Below are 15,174 nucleotides of genomic sequence, written 5' to 3'. Positions count from 1 at the left end.
ACCTTAGCGGTGCAAAGCCACAGCCGTACTTTATCCGGCTAACGCATTGCGCTATTGTAAGCCTCTACAGCGCCGCATTTCAGACCAGGCGCCGCATTTGGACTAAAGGATCAGCATTGCGTAACCAGGCCAGTATCAACACCGCCGACAGCGTATTTATACGCGAATTGAAACGCGTACTTAACAGCCTGACTACGCCTGCTTCGGCGTTGTCGTTGGTGAGTATCGCGGCAGACTTTTTCCGTGCCACGCACAGCACCGTCACACCGCCGGCAGCCATGGCCGAGCTGGCCTTTGTGGCAGAAAAAATACTGCTGTTAACGGAAGGACAAACAGAGGCCGAAACGCTGAACCGCTCCGCCAGATTGCTCGGCACCTTACAGCTCACCGTACCGGACTCGCCACGGCGCTGGCGTGAGGTGCAATTTGGTTATAAAACCCTGTACCGTGCTACGTTATCGCTGCGTTTACTGCAGCATATGCTGCAGCAACAGCTGCTGAATGATCCCTGGATACAACAACACTATGCGCAGCGCGATGCCAAAGACCCGGATTGCCCGTACCGCTTAAACGTGCAGTTGCCCATGGTTATGGCAGTGTTGTTACTGGATGTGGGTATGCTGCATCCCAAAGCACTGACAGTATTGGCCGGCAGCAATGGCAACCTTAATCCGCACCGGCCGTTGCAAGCGGATGAGCGCCAGCAATTGCTGCAGCTAAGCGCTAAAGCCCGACAGCACTTTTTCTCTCAGGCATTAGCCGTTATACGTTTTCGCAGTAACGACAAACAGCAACAACAGCAAGACATGGCGCAACAACAACAGCGGCTCGACTTTACCGAACGCTTACTGGCCGCAACTGAAGACCCTGCCAGTGCCGTGGGCAGCTTGTTAAAAGTGCCGCAGGTATACAGCTCTATTGTGCTGCCGGGCCGGCAGCGCTTTGCCTATGAAGCGCTGCCCAAAGCCACGTTAGTACTGAAAGACGCGGTAAAACGCGGTGAGTTAAATGCACAATTTGTCGGGCATTTACTGAAAATTACCGGGGTATTTCCACAAGGCTTTGGTGTGGTATTTATTCCGGCACAAAACGATTTAAGCGTAGCGGAAAAGTATGAGTTAGCAGTGGTGAATCAGTTGTATCCGGCCAAAGCTGAAGAGCCGCTATGCCGCATTGTCAGCCGTAATTTGCAGTATCGTCGCGGCGGCCATAACAGCTGCATCAGCGTAGCGCATAACCTGTATTTCCGGCCGGCACGCGACCGGCTGGCCATTATGCCGCAGCAACGGCTACAAGATATTCTGGCCAGCCTGAGCGCCGATTTTGAGCCCGGCCAGCTACGGCGCTTTATTCCGCGGTGCTGGCATCCGGAGCAATTTTTCAGCCAGAGTGAACACCAAAACCTGTGGAACAACGCGCCGCAGCGACAGAATTAGCCAACGGTTTTTATTGACCGCATACTTTACGCAAGAACTCGTCATGCGATGGTAGTTTTGCCAACGGGTCGTGTTTTATCGCCAGCATACTTTGCAACATCTGCTTTAACTGAGTTTCAGAGAAACTGTTCGCCAGCGGGTGGTAGTCTTTTGGTACTATGCCCTGCCCTAACATAACCTGCAGCCAGGAGCTTTCCAGAAACAAATCATTCTGCTCACGGAATAAGCTGCCATTTTGTGCAAACAGCTGTATTTTCCGTGCCAGCGTCGCCGGAATATCCATCTGCCGTACATCACGCCAAAACGTACTGTCAGTTCGCTCGTTCACGTGATAATGCAGAATGATAAAGTCGCGCACCTGCTCAAACTCGATCTGCGACTGGCGGTTATATTCATTTACCAGTTCTTCAGTAACCCCCTGATGCGGAAACAATTGCAGTAAACGCACCACCGCCGACTGGATCAGGTGAATACTGGTCGATTCCAGCGGTTCCAAAAAGCCACTCGACAAGCCTACTGATACCACGTTGCGGTGCCACTGCTTGCGCCGCCGGCCGGTTTTAAACTGAATAAATTTAGGGTCCGCCAGTGCTTTACTGTCCAGGTTTGCCAGTAAAATATCCGCTGCCTGCTGCTCGGTATAGTGTGCACTACTGTATACCATGCCGTTACCATTGCGGTGCTGCAGCGGTATACGCCACTGCCAGCCACTGCTATGAGCAATGGAGCGGGTATAGGGTAGCGTGTGCTCAAAACGCTCTGACGGCACGGCCACAGCTCTGTCACACGGTAACCAATGGCTCCAGTCTTCATAGCCGGTATTTAATTTCTGCTGAATAAGCAGGCCGCGAAAACCGGAACAATCGATAAACAAATCACCTGCCAGTACCCTACCATCTTCTAACACCAGATGTTGAATATCACCATTGCCATGCTGGGTTACGCTGCTAACTTTGCCCTCATGGCGAACTACGCCCGCTTTCTCGCTAAACTTGCGCAAAAAACGCGCGTACAACCCGGCATCAAAATGATAAGCGTAGGGTAACTCCAGTACCGGATCTTTGCTGCTAATACCGGCAAATTTACCGGCTTCGGCACACAGATAATTCAAGTCGTATTGCCACAGCGAAGTGGTATCACCCAGCAGCTGCGCCCGACGCCAAAGATGATGGAAATGGCAGAATGCCAGGCTTTTACCAGGCGCGCCAAAGGTATGAAAGTAGCTTTCACCCTGCACACGCCAGTTTTCAAATTTAATCGCCAGTTTAATCGTGGCTTTGGTTTCGCGTAAAAACTCAGCCTCGTTAATACCCAGCACGTTATTTAATAAACGGATTGGCGGAATGGTCGCTTCGCCAACACCCACCGTGCCGATGTCTTCAGATTCCACCAATTGGATATCGACGACGTTACCCAGCACTTTTTTCAGCAAAGCGGCAGCAATCCAACCGGAGGTACCACCACCCAAAATGACTACTTTACGCACAGCCTGCATAGTTGCACCTTCCAGAACAAAACAGCCCAACCAGGCAAAGCTTGGTTGGGCTGTTGATAACATATTTAGCGATAAACAATTTTACCGCTAAAGCTGCCAAGCTTAGAACTTATAGTTCAACCCTAGCATATAGTTACGACCAAAGCTCTGATAGGTTACAACCTGACGGGCATCATCACCACTGTTGCTGATGTCTTTCTCGTCAGTCAGGTTTTGCGCCTGCAAAGTAATGCGCAGACCATCCAGGGCATCGATGCCCGACTCGCTAAAGTCATAACCAATTTGCGCATCCCACAACTCAGTACCCTGACGGCTCACCGGCACCAAACTTAAACTGATACCACGCTCTTCAGTCTGGAACTCATCGCGCTTAGTACCGGAGATACGGAATTCAAAGCCCTTATACTCATAGTAAGCTGTCAGAGTATAAATCTCCTCAGACAAACCCGGCACCCGGCCACCGTCATCCAGTTTGCCGTCCATAAAGGTGGCACTGGCAACAATACCAAAGCCGTCTAAAGCTTCATGGATAATATCAAACGGCAAGCTGGCTTGGAATTCGTAACCACGCACAAAGCCGGTTAACCCATCCTGACGTACATCCAGCCGGCCGAGAAAAGTAGCAGGTTCCTGGTTGCCGGTTGCATCAGAAGACTGATGGAAACCCGGAATATAATTCGCTGAAAAATCATTGATTAAGGTTACATTACGATGCCAGTTTTTCAGATCTTTAAAGAAGAAGCTCGCCGCAAAGAAGCCATTATCATGGAAGTAATTTTCATAAGACAAATCAAACTGATCTGCTTCCAAAGGTTTCAATTCGGTATTACCGCCATTACCGCCCCAAGCACTGTTTAACGGGTCATCATCAAGGATATTGTTGTCGTTAAAGGCAAAGGTTACCTGCGAATTAGGTCGCATATCGTCCATCCGCGGCCGGCTCATCACTTTCGATAAACCGGTACGTACGTACTGCCGGTCTGCCACTTCAAAGCTCAGGTTCAGGCTGGGCAATACATCAGTGTAGTCGGTGCCTGCAGATACAGGCACTGCCTCAGTAAAGCCACGCGAGTTAGTGGTGGCACTAAAGCCCTGGCCTTTTTGGTCGGCACGTACAATTTGCACGCCCACATTACCACTTACGGCAATATTGCCAATTTCAGTACTGATATCCAGCATACCGTACAGCGTGGTTAGCTTCTCTTCAATATTGTAGGTATCACCGTAACGGCCGTTTTCCAGCAGCGCAGCATTGGTTTCAGTGTAAAAGCCACTTCTATACAGGCCAAGGGCGTCATAAGCCAACACGCCGTTAATGCCGATAAAGCTTAAATCTGCCACACCCAGCACATTCGGAATAGCACCGTCATTTGGCCAGGTGTTGGCCGTTAAGAAAGCGCCGTTGTTAATTTTGGTTTTAGAGCGTTCTTTATATACTACGCCCAACTCCAATTCATTAAAGATGCCCCATTCCACATAGCCATTGGTTTGCAGGCGCACTGAGTCCAGCGTTTCTTCAAAATCCGGGTTATTAACAAAGCCATCCTGCGCCGTATCCGGGCCAAACTGATTATTACCCTGGAAATCTGTAATCGGGTTTAATGAACCGCCCCAAGCTTGTGGTCCGGCTAAACGGATCAGGCTTGGGTCGGTTAAATCTACCGGTGCAATAGTTGGATGATCAGAGTAAAAAGCGCCGTTAGGTGTCATAACCCAGGACCGGGCGGTAATAGGACGGTCCGGAGTGTTGGCACGGCCAACCCCGGAATAGCTTTCAATATCAGTAATAGATTTAGTCACCTTGCCGCTGGAAATATCCAGTTGGCCCTGCCAGTTGTCACTGATTTGATATTCTAAATTCAGACCAAAGGTTTTCAGCTCAGAATCCTGCTCACGCACATCGTTGCGCACTACAGAATAAAAACCGTCGTAATAGCCGGAAGTAACCAAGCCATTCTCTACGCCGGTAATAGTATAAGCCCCGGTACCCCACTCAGCACCGCCTTCTTCCAGGCCGCGGCGGGCGTCCTGCTCATTAAAATCGATATACAGCGCATCAAAGGTAGCAGTCAACCGGTCATTCACCACATATTCCAGTACCAGAGCAACTGAATCACGTTCCAGCATCGCGGAACGGGTGAAGGAGTCATGACCGCCCAGCACTACTGTACCTGCAGGCACATCGACAGTGTCTGTCGCGCGACGCGGGTTTTGCAGTTCGCCTTCATCATCCAGGCCTAAATTTACCCCGGCATAACCCCAACCACGGAACTGCTGTTCCTGACGCGGTGTTTCCAGCGATGCCACAACCAGGGCTACGCCCAGCCGGTCATCAAGGAATTTATCAATGTAGTTAAATGACAAACGATGGCCGGTGTTATCAAAATCCGGGTTACCGGAATCCTGATCATTCTTCTCATAACTACCGTTAAAAGCGATAGTACGCTCAGCCGACAACGGTTTAACCGTTTGCAAATCGACAGTACCACCAATGCCTTGCGCCATCAGGCTGGCATCCGGAGTTTTGTAAACTAAGGCGGTAGAGACAATTTCAGACGGGTACAGATCGTATTCTACGCCGCGGTTATCCCCCATACCCAACAGCTCACGGCCGTTCAGTGAGGTACCGACATAGTTTTCATTAAAACCACGTACCGATAAGCCGCTGGTGCGGCCGTTACGACGTTCGCCGGCTAAGCCCGGTAAACGAGCTAATGACTCTGCTACGCTGGTATCCGGTAGCTTACCGATATCTTCGGCCGACAGCACTTCTACGATAGAGTTTTCACTCATTTTAATCGCCTGCGCTTTTTGCAGGCTGCCGCGATAACCTGTTACCGAAATCACTTCAATTTGTTCATCAGCCTTGGCCTGCTCTGCTGTTTGCGCATACGCCACGGAACCGGAACCGGCTGCAGCCAGCGCCAATGTCAGCATATTGAGTTTAAATTTTGTCATGTCCTTCATCCCCGGTGTGTTGTTTGTGTTGTCTGTTAGCTGTAAGCGCAGCCGTATCAGTACAACCAGACTTTTGTCTAAGGCTATTTATTAAACTTATTAGGTCAACAGCTCAACATGAATACGTATTCATAATTGCTAAATCGCACAAAAGCAGCGCATTGTTTCCATTTCACGCACTAGCGTAGTGCAAAAAGGCATTTTTGCCTGAGACGCCTTATTTTCTTAGATATACCGCTTAGTTATAGCAGAGTGGAGAGAAGAGACAGGGCCGGTTTTAGCGATATTTTCAATGCATACGTATGCAGCAGGTTTAATAATTGCACAAGGCTGATTTATGCTTGCACCAGTATATGGCAGCCGGTAGCAAACGTATGGATCTTGCTTTGCTGCCTTGCCGGAGCACACTATGACAAATATAAGCACCAGGCCAGACGCCGCTGTTAAGCGAAGCCAACTCAACAACCAGACAGGGTTGCAGGTCGCAGCCACGTTGCGCAGCTATATCTGCAGCAGGCTGCCGCAGGCGCCGCGCTTATCTGACGCGGCCCGGTTGTTGCACATGAGCAGCAGAACCTTGCAACGCTTACTGCAACACAGCGGTAGCAGTTTTCGTTGCCTGGTAACCGAATGCCGGCATCAGCTGGCACAGCAGTATTTACACGACGACAGCCTGAGCTTGCAGCAAATTGCTTATCAGTTGGGTTTTGAAGAACAAAGTAGTTTTCAAAAAGCGTTTAAGTGCTGGCACGGCTGTTCTCCCGGCGCATTTCGCCAACGCAAGTTGCCACCGGCAACCAGAACACATCATTTTCCCGCGCACAAAGCGCTGTTACAGGTGAATTATGGAATTAATTAAGCAACTCGCCGCGCTGGCGGGTCTGCAAGACAGCTACGTGCACGCCCAGGGCCATACTGAACATATCAGCCTGGACAAGCAGCAGGCCATATTGTCGGCAATGGGTTTCGACTTATCCTCTGAACACAGCATACAGCAACACATTGCTACTCTGACGGAGCAACCCTGGCTGGAAGTTCTCGCTCCTGTCACCGTGTGCCGGCAAGGCGAACCGCTGCGGCTTCGCCTGCAACAACTGCAAACTGAAGCTAAAAGTGACTGGCAGTGGCATATTGTTACCGAAGAGCAGCAGCAATTCAGCGGCAGCCTTACCATAGCGGCTAAAGATATCAGCGCGCGCCATACCACCGCTAAAGGCGAGGTACTAGCAGCAGAACTGACGTTAGAGCTGAGCCTGCCGTTGGGCTATCATCAGCTAACGCTGAGCAGTGGCACAGCGCAGTATCAGCAACAGCTGATCATTACGCCGCAGCGCTGTTTTCAGCTGCACGACAAAGCTGTTTTGCATAAAACCTTTGGTCCGGCCATTCAGCTGTATGCAGTCAAGTCAGCACGCAACTGGGGCATCGGTGACTTTATCGATCTGCAACAAATGGTTGCACCACTTGCTAAGCAAGGCGTTGATTTTATAGGTTTAAACCCTTTGCATGCGCTCTACCCTGAACTACCGCAGGATTGCAGCCCCTACAGCCCGAACAGTCGCTTATGGCTTAATACCGAATATGTCGCGCTGGAGCACACCGACGAGTATCAACAGTGCGCCGCGGCGCAGCAACAGGTTAACAGTGAAAGTTTTCAGCAGCGCTTACAGCAGCTTCGTGCCACCACAGACGTAGACTATATTGGCGTTGCTGCCGTTAAAAAAGACATTGCTACCTTGCTGTTTGCGCAGTTTAAACAGCAACAGCTGGCAAAAAATACGCCCAGGGCAGCTGAGTTTAACCGCTTTGTGCAGCAAGCCGGAGCCAGCTTGCGCCAGTTAGCGCTGCACCAGGTACTGCAGGGAAAGTTGTTTGCACAAGATTGGAGCATGGCCGCCTGGCAGAACTTCCCGGCTGAACTGCGCGACCCCAACGGCGCAGCCGTAGCCGGGTTTGCCCGCGAACATGCCGATGCAATAGAGCTGCAGTTATACCTGCAATGGCAGGCACAGCTGCAACTGGCCGATGTCAAACGCCTGTGTCAGCAACACGGCATGGCGATTGGTTTGTATTGCGATGTTGCCGTGGGAACCAGCCGCAGCAGTGCAGAAAGCTGGGGCGCGCCGGAAGATTACCTGCTGGATTTAAGCGTAGGTGCCCCGGCCGATATTATGGCGCCCAAAGGCCAAAACTGGGGCTTGTTAGCCTATAACCCGCAAACATTGCGACAAAAAGCCTACCGGCCTTTTATTGAGCTGATCCAGGCCAATATGCGCTATGCCGGCGCCCTGCGGCTGGACCATGTTATGGCACTGCTGCGGCTATGGTGTTGCCCTATCGGTGCCGATGCCACAGCCGGAGCCTACATTCGTTTTCCGGCAGCTGATTTGTTCGCTATTTTGGCGTTGGAAAGCCAGCGCAACAGCTGTGTGGTTATCGGTGAAGACTTAGGTACAGTGCCGGTAGAGATCAGCCATTTAATGGCGCAGTATCAGGTGTTGTCGTACCGCGTATTTATGCTGGAGCAAAAAGCCGGCAGTTACGATCATGCGGCGCAAACTTATCCGGAGCTGGCGCTGGCGACAGTCAGTACTCACGATATGCCTACCCTGGTGGGTTACTGGCAAGAGCACGATTTAGCCCTGCGCCATCAGTTAGATTTATTCCCCAACCCACAGGTTGCTGACAGCCTGTATCAACTGCGTGCCGATGAAAAACGCCTGATGGCAGAGCGCTTGCACCTGAGCGACGGCGACTACGCACAGTTAGTGCGCGCCAGCCACTTATTTACTGCGCAGCAGCCGGCCAAGTTACTGGCGTTTCAGTTGGAAGATTTATTGCTGATGGCTACCCCGGTGAATATTCCGGGCACCAGCACCGAGTACCCGAACTGGCGGCGCAAGCTGACACAAAACATTGATGAAATTTTAACCAGTGGCGATGTACTTGAGCTCATCGCCGCCATTAAAACCGCGCGCCAATAATACTGCCTGCAAAGTAAAAAGCCGCCCCAGGGCGGCTTTTGTCTACATATTTTACATTTCGTTAATTATTGATTCATTGAGCCTCTGTTATACCTGTTAGTGATTTTCGCAAACTCACATGAGGAGTCACTATGTTTAAGCTAATCCCTACCGTCGTTCTTGCAGGTAGTTTTTTTACCGCGGCGGGTTATGCACAAACGCAGGACAGCGGTTTTTATCTTGGCGGGCACTACGGGCAGCATAAAGTAGAGCTGGAATCTGATATTGCCGATGCGGATTTGAAATTTGGCGTAGCCGGTGTCAGCGCCGGTTACCAGTTGAGTCCATTCTTCGCGCTGGAAGCGCGCTATGCCGAAGGTGTAGAAGATGAACAGATTTTTGACGGCAACGATTCGGCGAAATTTGAAATTGACCGCCATATGGCGATAATGGCACGCGGCAGTATTCCGCTGGGTGAACGTTTTTCTATATTCGCTACCGGCGGTTATGGCGAAACCCGTTATGCCCTGACCTATGATTTTCCGGGCCTGACCGGGTCTGATACCAGCACAGAGAAAGGCCTGATTTACGGTGCCGGTGCAGCTTTTAACCTGACAGAGCGGCTGAGTTTAGTGGCAGATTACACAATTCTGCCTGAGCTGGAAGACGAAGATGATGGCCTGTTTAAATCTGACGTGTCGCTGATGACCGTTGGCCTGAACTATCGCTTTTAACACCGTGGCGTTTCTAACAGCCTGGCGTTTTTAACCGCTATCTTTTCTAACCCGGCATAAAACACAGCCTGCAGCCTATAGCTGCAGGCTGTTATGCATCAGACAGCCTCAAACCACTGCTTTGCCTTTGCCAATGCAGCCAGCACTTGCTGCGGTGCAGTACCGCCCAAGGCAGCACGTTTTTGTAAACCGGCCTCCAGTTGCAGCGCCGGATAAACATCATCGCCTATCAATGTACTGAACTGCTTCAGCTCATTTAGCGGTAAAGCTTCCAGCGCAAGCTGCTGCTTAGCCGCATGCACTACCAGCTCGCCTACCACCTCGTGTGCATCACGAAACGGCATACCTTTGCTAACCAGATAATCGGCTAAGTCTGTAGCGTTGCTGTAGCCCAGCTCTGCCGCCTGGCGGCACTGCGCCTCGTTAACACTTAAGTGCGGCAATACGGTGGCCAGTACCAGCAAAGATTGCTGCCACGTCGCCATCAGGTCAAAAAAGCCCTGCTTGTCTTCCTGCATATCTTTGTTGTAAGCCAACGGTAAGCCCTTGAGCACATGTAAAATGGCGACCAAATGGCCCAGTACACGGCCGGTTTTACCGCGCAGCAACTCAAACACATCGGGGTTTTTCTTTTGCGGCATTAATGACGAGCCGGAGCTTATCGCATCGCCCAGTTTGAAAAAGCCCGCTTCACCGGAGCAGAAGAAAATAACATCTTCGGATAAGCGTGATAAATGCGTCATACAGATGCTGGCAGCGGCAGATAGCTCCACTACGTAGTCACGGTCTGATACCGCATCCAAGCTGTTTAGCGCGGCACCGGCAAAGCCCAGCCGCTGCGCCAGTTGTTCACGGTCAACCGCGACGCCGGTGCCGGCTAAAGCACCGCAACCGAGCGGACAGACATCCATCCGCGTTAAAGCATCGTCTAAGCGGCTGACATCGCGTTTAAACATCTCCACATAAGCCAGTGCCCAGTGCGCCACCAATACCGGCTGTGCCCGCTGTAAGTGGGTAAAACCGGGCATTACCGCCGTACCGGCCCGCTCTGCAAAGGTTAGCAAGGCCGCTATACCACCCAGCAAGGACTGGCGCACATTTTGTGCATGCAGTTTGCTCCACAAGCGCAAGTCAGTTGCCACTAAATCATTGCGGCTGCGGCCGGTGTGCAGCTTTTTCGCCACGGCACCCAATTTGGCCGTTAGCTGCGCTTCAACCCAGCTGTGAATATCTTCTTCGCTGGTTTGTAGCGGCAACTTAGCGTCGGCATCTATCGCCACGGCTAAATCGGCCAGCCCGGCATCGAGCTGCGCCACCTCGTCGCTACTGATAATACCGGCCTGCGCCAGTTGCTGCGCCCAGGCGCGCGAGGCCTGAATGTCCTGTTGCGCCAACAGATAATCAAAGCTTAGCGAGTCGTTAAAATCGCGAAACTCCGCCAGGGTTGCTTCCTGAAACCGTCCGCCCCACATCGCCATAATAATTACCCTTTTTGTTGCTGGTGCAGCGCGCGGATGCGGCTGGCCAGGCTGTACAAGCGGATAAAGCCGGCCGCATCTTTCTGGTTGTACACTTCATCGCCTTCAAAGGTGGCGAAAGCTTCAGAGTACAGCGAGTTAGGCGAGCGGCGTTTGGCCACGGTAACATTACCTTTGTACAGCTTAATCACCACATCACCGGTTAGCTGTTCGGCCAGCGAAGTTGCTGCCGCCAACAGTGCATCTTTTAACGGCGTAAACCAACGGCCGTCATATACCAGTTGGGCAAACTCCTGGCCGACTTCTTCACGGTATTTCAGCGAGGTTCTGTCATATACCAGCGCTTCCAGACCTTTTAACGCCGCCATTAAAATGGTGCCGCCCGGTGTTTCATAACAGCCGCGGGATTTCATACCGACTAAACGGTTCTCGACGATATCAATGCGGCCGACACCATGCTCAGAGCCGATTTCGTTTAACAACTCAATCGCCGCTACCGGCGCAACGGCATGGCCGTTAATTTTGCTCAGCTCGCCTTTATCAAAGCTCAGCTCAACATAGGCAGCATGATCCGGTGCCTGCTCCGGTGATTTGGTCCACATCCATACCTGGTCTGACGGTTCACACCAGGGATTTTCCAGCTCGCCACCCTCATGCGAGATATGCCATAAGTTAGCATCACGGCTGTAAATTTTGGTGGCAGAGGCAGTAGTAGGTACCTTTTTCTCCGCCAGGTAATCCAGCAGTGACTGACGGGAGTTAAATTGCCACTCACGCCAGGGTGCAATAACGGTTAATTGTGGTGCCAGCGCCGCAAAGGCGCCTTCAAAGCGTACCTGGTCATTACCTTTACCGGTACAGCCATGGCACAGTGCATCGGCGCCCAGCTCCAGCGCCAGTTTTACCTGAGCGCGGGCAATCACCGGCCGTGCCATAGAAGTACCCAGCAGATACTGGCCTTCGTATACGGCGCCGGTTTTCAGCGTCGGGTAAATCACTTCTTTAACCAGCTCTTCGCGCAAATCGACGATATGGCAAGAACTGGCACCGGAGTTAATGGCTTTTTGCTCAACACCGGCCAGCTCCTCATCGCCCTGACCAACGTTGGCGACAAAGGCGATAACTTCGCAGTTATAGTTGTCTTTTAACCAGGGCACGATAGCCGAAGTGTCCAGACCGCCGGAATAGGCTAAAACGACTTTTTTAATACTCATAGTGTCCTCACGCAAATAAACTGATTAATACGGCATTCTGGGCATGCATGCGGTTTTCCGCCTGCAGTAATACAAGTGACGCCTCGCTGTCGAGTACCTCGCTGGTAACCTCGTGCTCACGATGCGCCGGTAAACAATGCATAAAATATTTTACCGCCAGCCGCTGCATTACAGCGGTGTTGATTTGATAGGGTTTAAACACCCGTTCAATAAGTTCAGGATCGGCTTTATCGCCCATCGACAACCAGGTATCAGTATAGATAGCATCGGCGCCGGCAGCGGCGGATAAGTGCGGGCTCAGCTCCAGCACAGCGCCGGTGTTGGCGGCAATTTTCTGCACATTCAGCAGCACCTGAGCATCGGGTGAAAAGCCCTGTGGTGTTACCACTGTCATCTTCATACCGCTAAGCGCAGCGCCTATCATCAGCGAGTGACAAACGTTGTTACCATCGCCAACATAGGCCAGATGTACCTTGCTCAGATCGCCAAAGCGCTCTTTTAACGCCAGTAAATCGGCCAGTGCCTGGCACGGGTGATATAAATCGCTCAGCGCATTAATCACCGGCTTGTGGCTGGCTTGCGCCAGTTGTTCCAGCGTTTGCTGTGAGAAGACCCGCGCCACTATGGCGTCGGTCCAGCAGGCCAGATTACGGCCAAAATCGGCGACGGTTTCGCGTTTACCCATAGCGCCGTTTTGCTGATCCAGATAAACACTGTGGCCACCGAGCTTATAAATACCGACATCAAAACTGACGCGGGTACGTAGCGAGGGCTTTTCAAAAATCAGCGCTATGCTTTTACCCGCCAGTGCCTGAGTGTATTTCTGCGGTTGCTGTTTTACATTCAACGCTAAATTCAGCAAATCGTTAAGCGTAGCCGGGCTTAATTCAGCCAGACTCAATAGTTGGTTCAGTTTACTCATTTTCAGCTGATCTGCCGCCAGTGCGGCATCCTTGTTTAAGGGACTAACAGACGATGCGCGTGCCTACTGCTTGCTGTCGCATCAGATTTAACAAATCTTGCGGGTGTTGCCAGCCCGCGACGGTAATACTTCGTCGCAGCGCCTGAGCAGTATCTAAAGCGGCATCCAGCTTTACTTTCATGCCGCCTTTAATCACGCCCTGTGTCACCAATGCTGCGGCCTGGCTGGCGTTAAGCTCATTAATAAGCTTACCTTCGCCATCTAAAATACCCGGTACGTCGGTCAGCAACACCAGTTGCCCCTGTACCAGTTGGCAAATCGCCGCAGCAGCTAAGTCAGCATTTACATTTAATAATTGCCCTTGCTCACCGTGGCCAATTGAGCTGAATACCGGCGTAAAGCCGCCAGCCAGTATATTTTGCAGTAAAGTGCCGTCTTGCGGTTTAGCCACACCAACAGCACCCAATTTAGTATTTAATTCAAAGCGGCAGCTGTTACCGGCAGACAGCGTTAACCCGACCGGTTTTAAGCCCTGCAATGCAGCACGCGCCACCATATGGGCATTTACCGCGCCGGCTAAGGCACCGGTAATCACCGGCATTTGCTCAGCCGGTGAAATACGCTGGCCATCGAGTTTTTCAGTATGAAACCCAAATTTGGCCAGCCACTGATCAACCTGATCGCCACCGCCATGCACCAGCACCATCGGATACTGCTGCTTTAATTCGGCGCACACTGCCAGCAAAGCATCCAGCGCGCTGTCGTCCTGCAACAGGCGGCCGCCCATTTTCAGTACCAGAGGCGTATTATTCATGGCTCACCCCGGCATGACTCACTCCGGTAAATAAGCCCGCCGTTTCCGGCTTAGCAAAACGCACATTAGCTGCTTGCATTGCCTGGGCTGCCGCACCTTTTAACAGGTTATCGATGGCCGACACCACCACTAACTGCTCACCATCCTGCTGCCAGTGAATATCGCAATACGGCGTACCGGCGACATCAGCTACATTGGGCGAATGCGTAACTAACCGCACTAACGGCTTACCGCTATAGGCGTGAGTGAAGGCAGCAGTTACCTGCTCTGGCGTAACACCGGCTTTTAGCGTTACTACGCTGGTAGCCAGAATGCCGCGTTTAAAGTTACCCAAATGCGGCGTAAACACCACTTTGCGGCCCAGGTTTTGCTCTATTTCCGGCCGGTGCCGGTGTTTAAAAAAGCCATAAGCATTTAAGCCGACTTCACAAAATGAAGTGCTCAGTGCAGCCTTGCGGCCGGCACCGGAAACACCGCTGGTAGCGTTGATTACAGGAATACAGTTATCTGCCACCAAACCGGCTTTAATCAGCGGCAACAGCGCTAAAGTACAGGCAGTTGGGTAACAGCCGGGTACCGAGATTAACCGTGGCAAAGGCGTGCTCTGCCATTCCATTAAGGAATACACCGCCTCCTCTAACAATTCAGGATGCTGATGTTCATAGCCATAATACTGCGGATACAGCTGCGGTTGCTTTAACCGGAAGGCACCGGATAAATCCACTACATCTATACCCTGCGCTAACAACAGCGGTGTTACCGCTTCACTGGCTTCATGCGGCAGGGCTAAAAAAGCCACATCAATCTTGCCGTTCAAGCCTGCAGCCAGCTCATCCGTCCACGGCTGAACCAGTATGTCCAGTTGCTGTTTATAGCGTGGGTAAAGTGAAGAGAACGGCTCTGCCGCCCGGCCAGCCGACGCATAGGCGCCCACCAACTCAAAATAAGGGTTGCGCGCTAAAATTACCGCCAGCTCAGCACCGCTGTAACCGGCAGCACCTAATACAATGCTGCGTACTAAAGAAGAAGATTTGTCAGTTGATAACATCGGATACGGCTCTCGAACAGTAAATAACGTATAGGTATAGCACGAAACAGCCGCTAGTGTAGAACGGCCACCATGCACTTTCAAGAATTATTATTCTATTTTTGTGAATTTT

Annotated in this window: 11 protein-coding genes; 4 read left to right on the top strand and 7 right to left on the bottom strand. The window is 51.6% G+C overall.

Features of this window, described 5'->3' with window-relative positions; all coding sequences use genetic code 11:
* Window positions 1–116: 116 nt before the first annotated feature.
* Window positions 117–1,436, top strand: coding sequence for a hypothetical protein (locus tag ACTZWV_RS03885; protein WP_444785274.1), 1,320 nt, complete (start codon window positions 117–119; stop codon window positions 1,434–1,436).
* Window positions 1,437–1,446: 10 nt separating this feature from the next.
* On the opposite strand, the gene ACTZWV_RS03880 is transcribed toward ACTZWV_RS03885, so the two are convergent.
* Together ACTZWV_RS03880 and ACTZWV_RS03875 are read right to left on the bottom strand one after the other, a co-directional pair.
* Window positions 1,447–2,931: a tryptophan halogenase family protein gene (locus ACTZWV_RS03880; RefSeq protein WP_444785273.1), complete on the bottom strand. Its 1,485-nt coding sequence runs from the start codon at window positions 2,929–2,931 to the stop codon at window positions 1,447–1,449.
* A gap of 102 nt (window positions 2,932–3,033) precedes the next feature.
* Complete coding sequence (locus tag ACTZWV_RS03875; protein ID WP_444785272.1) at window positions 3,034–5,889, bottom strand: TonB-dependent receptor; 2,856 nt, start codon at window positions 5,887–5,889, stop codon at window positions 3,034–3,036.
* 409 nt (window positions 5,890–6,298) lie between these two features.
* Here ACTZWV_RS03875 and ACTZWV_RS03870 point away from each other — a divergent pair, with 409 nt between their 5' ends.
* From ACTZWV_RS03870 to ACTZWV_RS03860, 3 genes are all read left to right on the top strand, one after another.
* Window positions 6,299–6,748 (top strand): helix-turn-helix domain-containing protein, encoded by a 450-nt coding sequence (locus ACTZWV_RS03870; RefSeq protein ID WP_444785271.1) that lies wholly within the window; start codon window positions 6,299–6,301, stop codon window positions 6,746–6,748.
* Complete coding sequence (malQ, locus tag ACTZWV_RS03865) at window positions 6,735–8,873, top strand: 4-alpha-glucanotransferase (RefSeq protein ID WP_444785270.1); 2,139 nt, start codon at window positions 6,735–6,737, stop codon at window positions 8,871–8,873. The genes ACTZWV_RS03870 and malQ overlap by 14 nt, the downstream gene beginning before the upstream one ends.
* A gap of 131 nt (window positions 8,874–9,004) precedes the next feature.
* Entirely contained in the window at window positions 9,005–9,586 is a 582-nt protein-coding gene (locus tag ACTZWV_RS03860) for a porin family protein (protein ID WP_444785269.1), read from the top strand.
* Window positions 9,587–9,684: 98 nt separating this feature from the next.
* On the opposite strand, the gene argH is transcribed toward ACTZWV_RS03860, so the two are convergent.
* The 5 genes from argH to argC are packed head-to-tail and all read right to left on the bottom strand — an operon-like array spanning window position 9,685 to window position 15,062.
* Entirely contained in the window at window positions 9,685–11,064 is a 1,380-nt protein-coding gene (argH, locus tag ACTZWV_RS03855) for an argininosuccinate lyase (RefSeq protein ID WP_444785268.1), read from the bottom strand.
* A gap of 5 nt (window positions 11,065–11,069) precedes the next feature.
* Window positions 11,070–12,278, bottom strand: coding sequence for an argininosuccinate synthase (locus ACTZWV_RS03850; RefSeq protein ID WP_444785267.1), 1,209 nt, complete (start codon window positions 12,276–12,278; stop codon window positions 11,070–11,072).
* 7 nt (window positions 12,279–12,285) lie between these two features.
* Window positions 12,286–13,200 carry an ornithine carbamoyltransferase gene (locus tag ACTZWV_RS03845; RefSeq protein ID WP_444785266.1) on the bottom strand — a complete coding sequence of 305 codons (915 nt, stop codon included), beginning with the start codon at window positions 13,198–13,200 and terminating at the stop codon, window positions 12,286–12,288.
* A 43-nt stretch (window positions 13,201–13,243) separates the two neighbouring features.
* Complete coding sequence (gene argB, locus ACTZWV_RS03840) at window positions 13,244–14,014, bottom strand: acetylglutamate kinase (protein ID WP_444785265.1); 771 nt, start codon at window positions 14,012–14,014, stop codon at window positions 13,244–13,246.
* The gene (gene argC, locus ACTZWV_RS03835; RefSeq protein ID WP_444785264.1) at window positions 14,007–15,062 is read right to left on the bottom strand and encodes an N-acetyl-gamma-glutamyl-phosphate reductase; all 1,056 of its coding nucleotides are present in this window, start codon (window positions 15,060–15,062) and stop codon (window positions 14,007–14,009) included. The genes argB and argC overlap by 8 nt, the downstream gene beginning before the upstream one ends.
* Between the last annotated feature and the right edge of the window lie 112 nt (window positions 15,063–15,174).

It is taken from the genome of Rheinheimera sp. NSM, assembly GCF_052380015.1.
GTDB lineage: Bacteria > Pseudomonadota > Gammaproteobacteria > Enterobacterales > Alteromonadaceae > Alishewanella.
Note: the sequence above shows the minus strand (reverse complement) of the source record. Positions and strands in the feature narration are given on the sequence as shown.

What these genes read in the sequence shown, in the direction of transcription:
- ACTZWV_RS03860 (WP_444785269.1), top strand. Translation starts at nt 9,005, where the DNA reads ATGTTTAAGCTAATCCCTACCGTCGTTCTTGCAGGTAGTTTTTTTACC.
- ACTZWV_RS03875 (WP_444785272.1), bottom strand. Translation starts at nt 5,889, where the DNA reads ATGACAAAATTTAAACTCAATATGCTGACATTGGCGCTGGCTGCAGCC.
- malQ (WP_444785270.1), top strand. Translation starts at nt 6,735, where the DNA reads ATGGAATTAATTAAGCAACTCGCCGCGCTGGCGGGTCTGCAAGACAGC.
- argH (WP_444785268.1), bottom strand. Translation starts at nt 11,064, where the DNA reads ATGGCGATGTGGGGCGGACGGTTTCAGGAAGCAACCCTGGCGGAGTTT.
- argB (WP_444785265.1), bottom strand. Translation starts at nt 14,014, where the DNA reads ATGAATAATACGCCTCTGGTACTGAAAATGGGCGGCCGCCTGTTGCAG.
- ACTZWV_RS03845 (WP_444785266.1), bottom strand. Translation starts at nt 13,200, where the DNA reads ATGAGTAAACTGAACCAACTATTGAGTCTGGCTGAATTAAGCCCGGCT.
- ACTZWV_RS03870 (WP_444785271.1), top strand. Translation starts at nt 6,299, where the DNA reads ATGACAAATATAAGCACCAGGCCAGACGCCGCTGTTAAGCGAAGCCAA.
- ACTZWV_RS03850 (WP_444785267.1), bottom strand. Translation starts at nt 12,278, where the DNA reads ATGAGTATTAAAAAAGTCGTTTTAGCCTATTCCGGCGGTCTGGACACT.
- ACTZWV_RS03880 (WP_444785273.1), bottom strand. Translation starts at nt 2,931, where the DNA reads ATGCAGGCTGTGCGTAAAGTAGTCATTTTGGGTGGTGGTACCTCCGGT.
- argC (WP_444785264.1), bottom strand. Translation starts at nt 15,062, where the DNA reads ATGTTATCAACTGACAAATCTTCTTCTTTAGTACGCAGCATTGTATTA.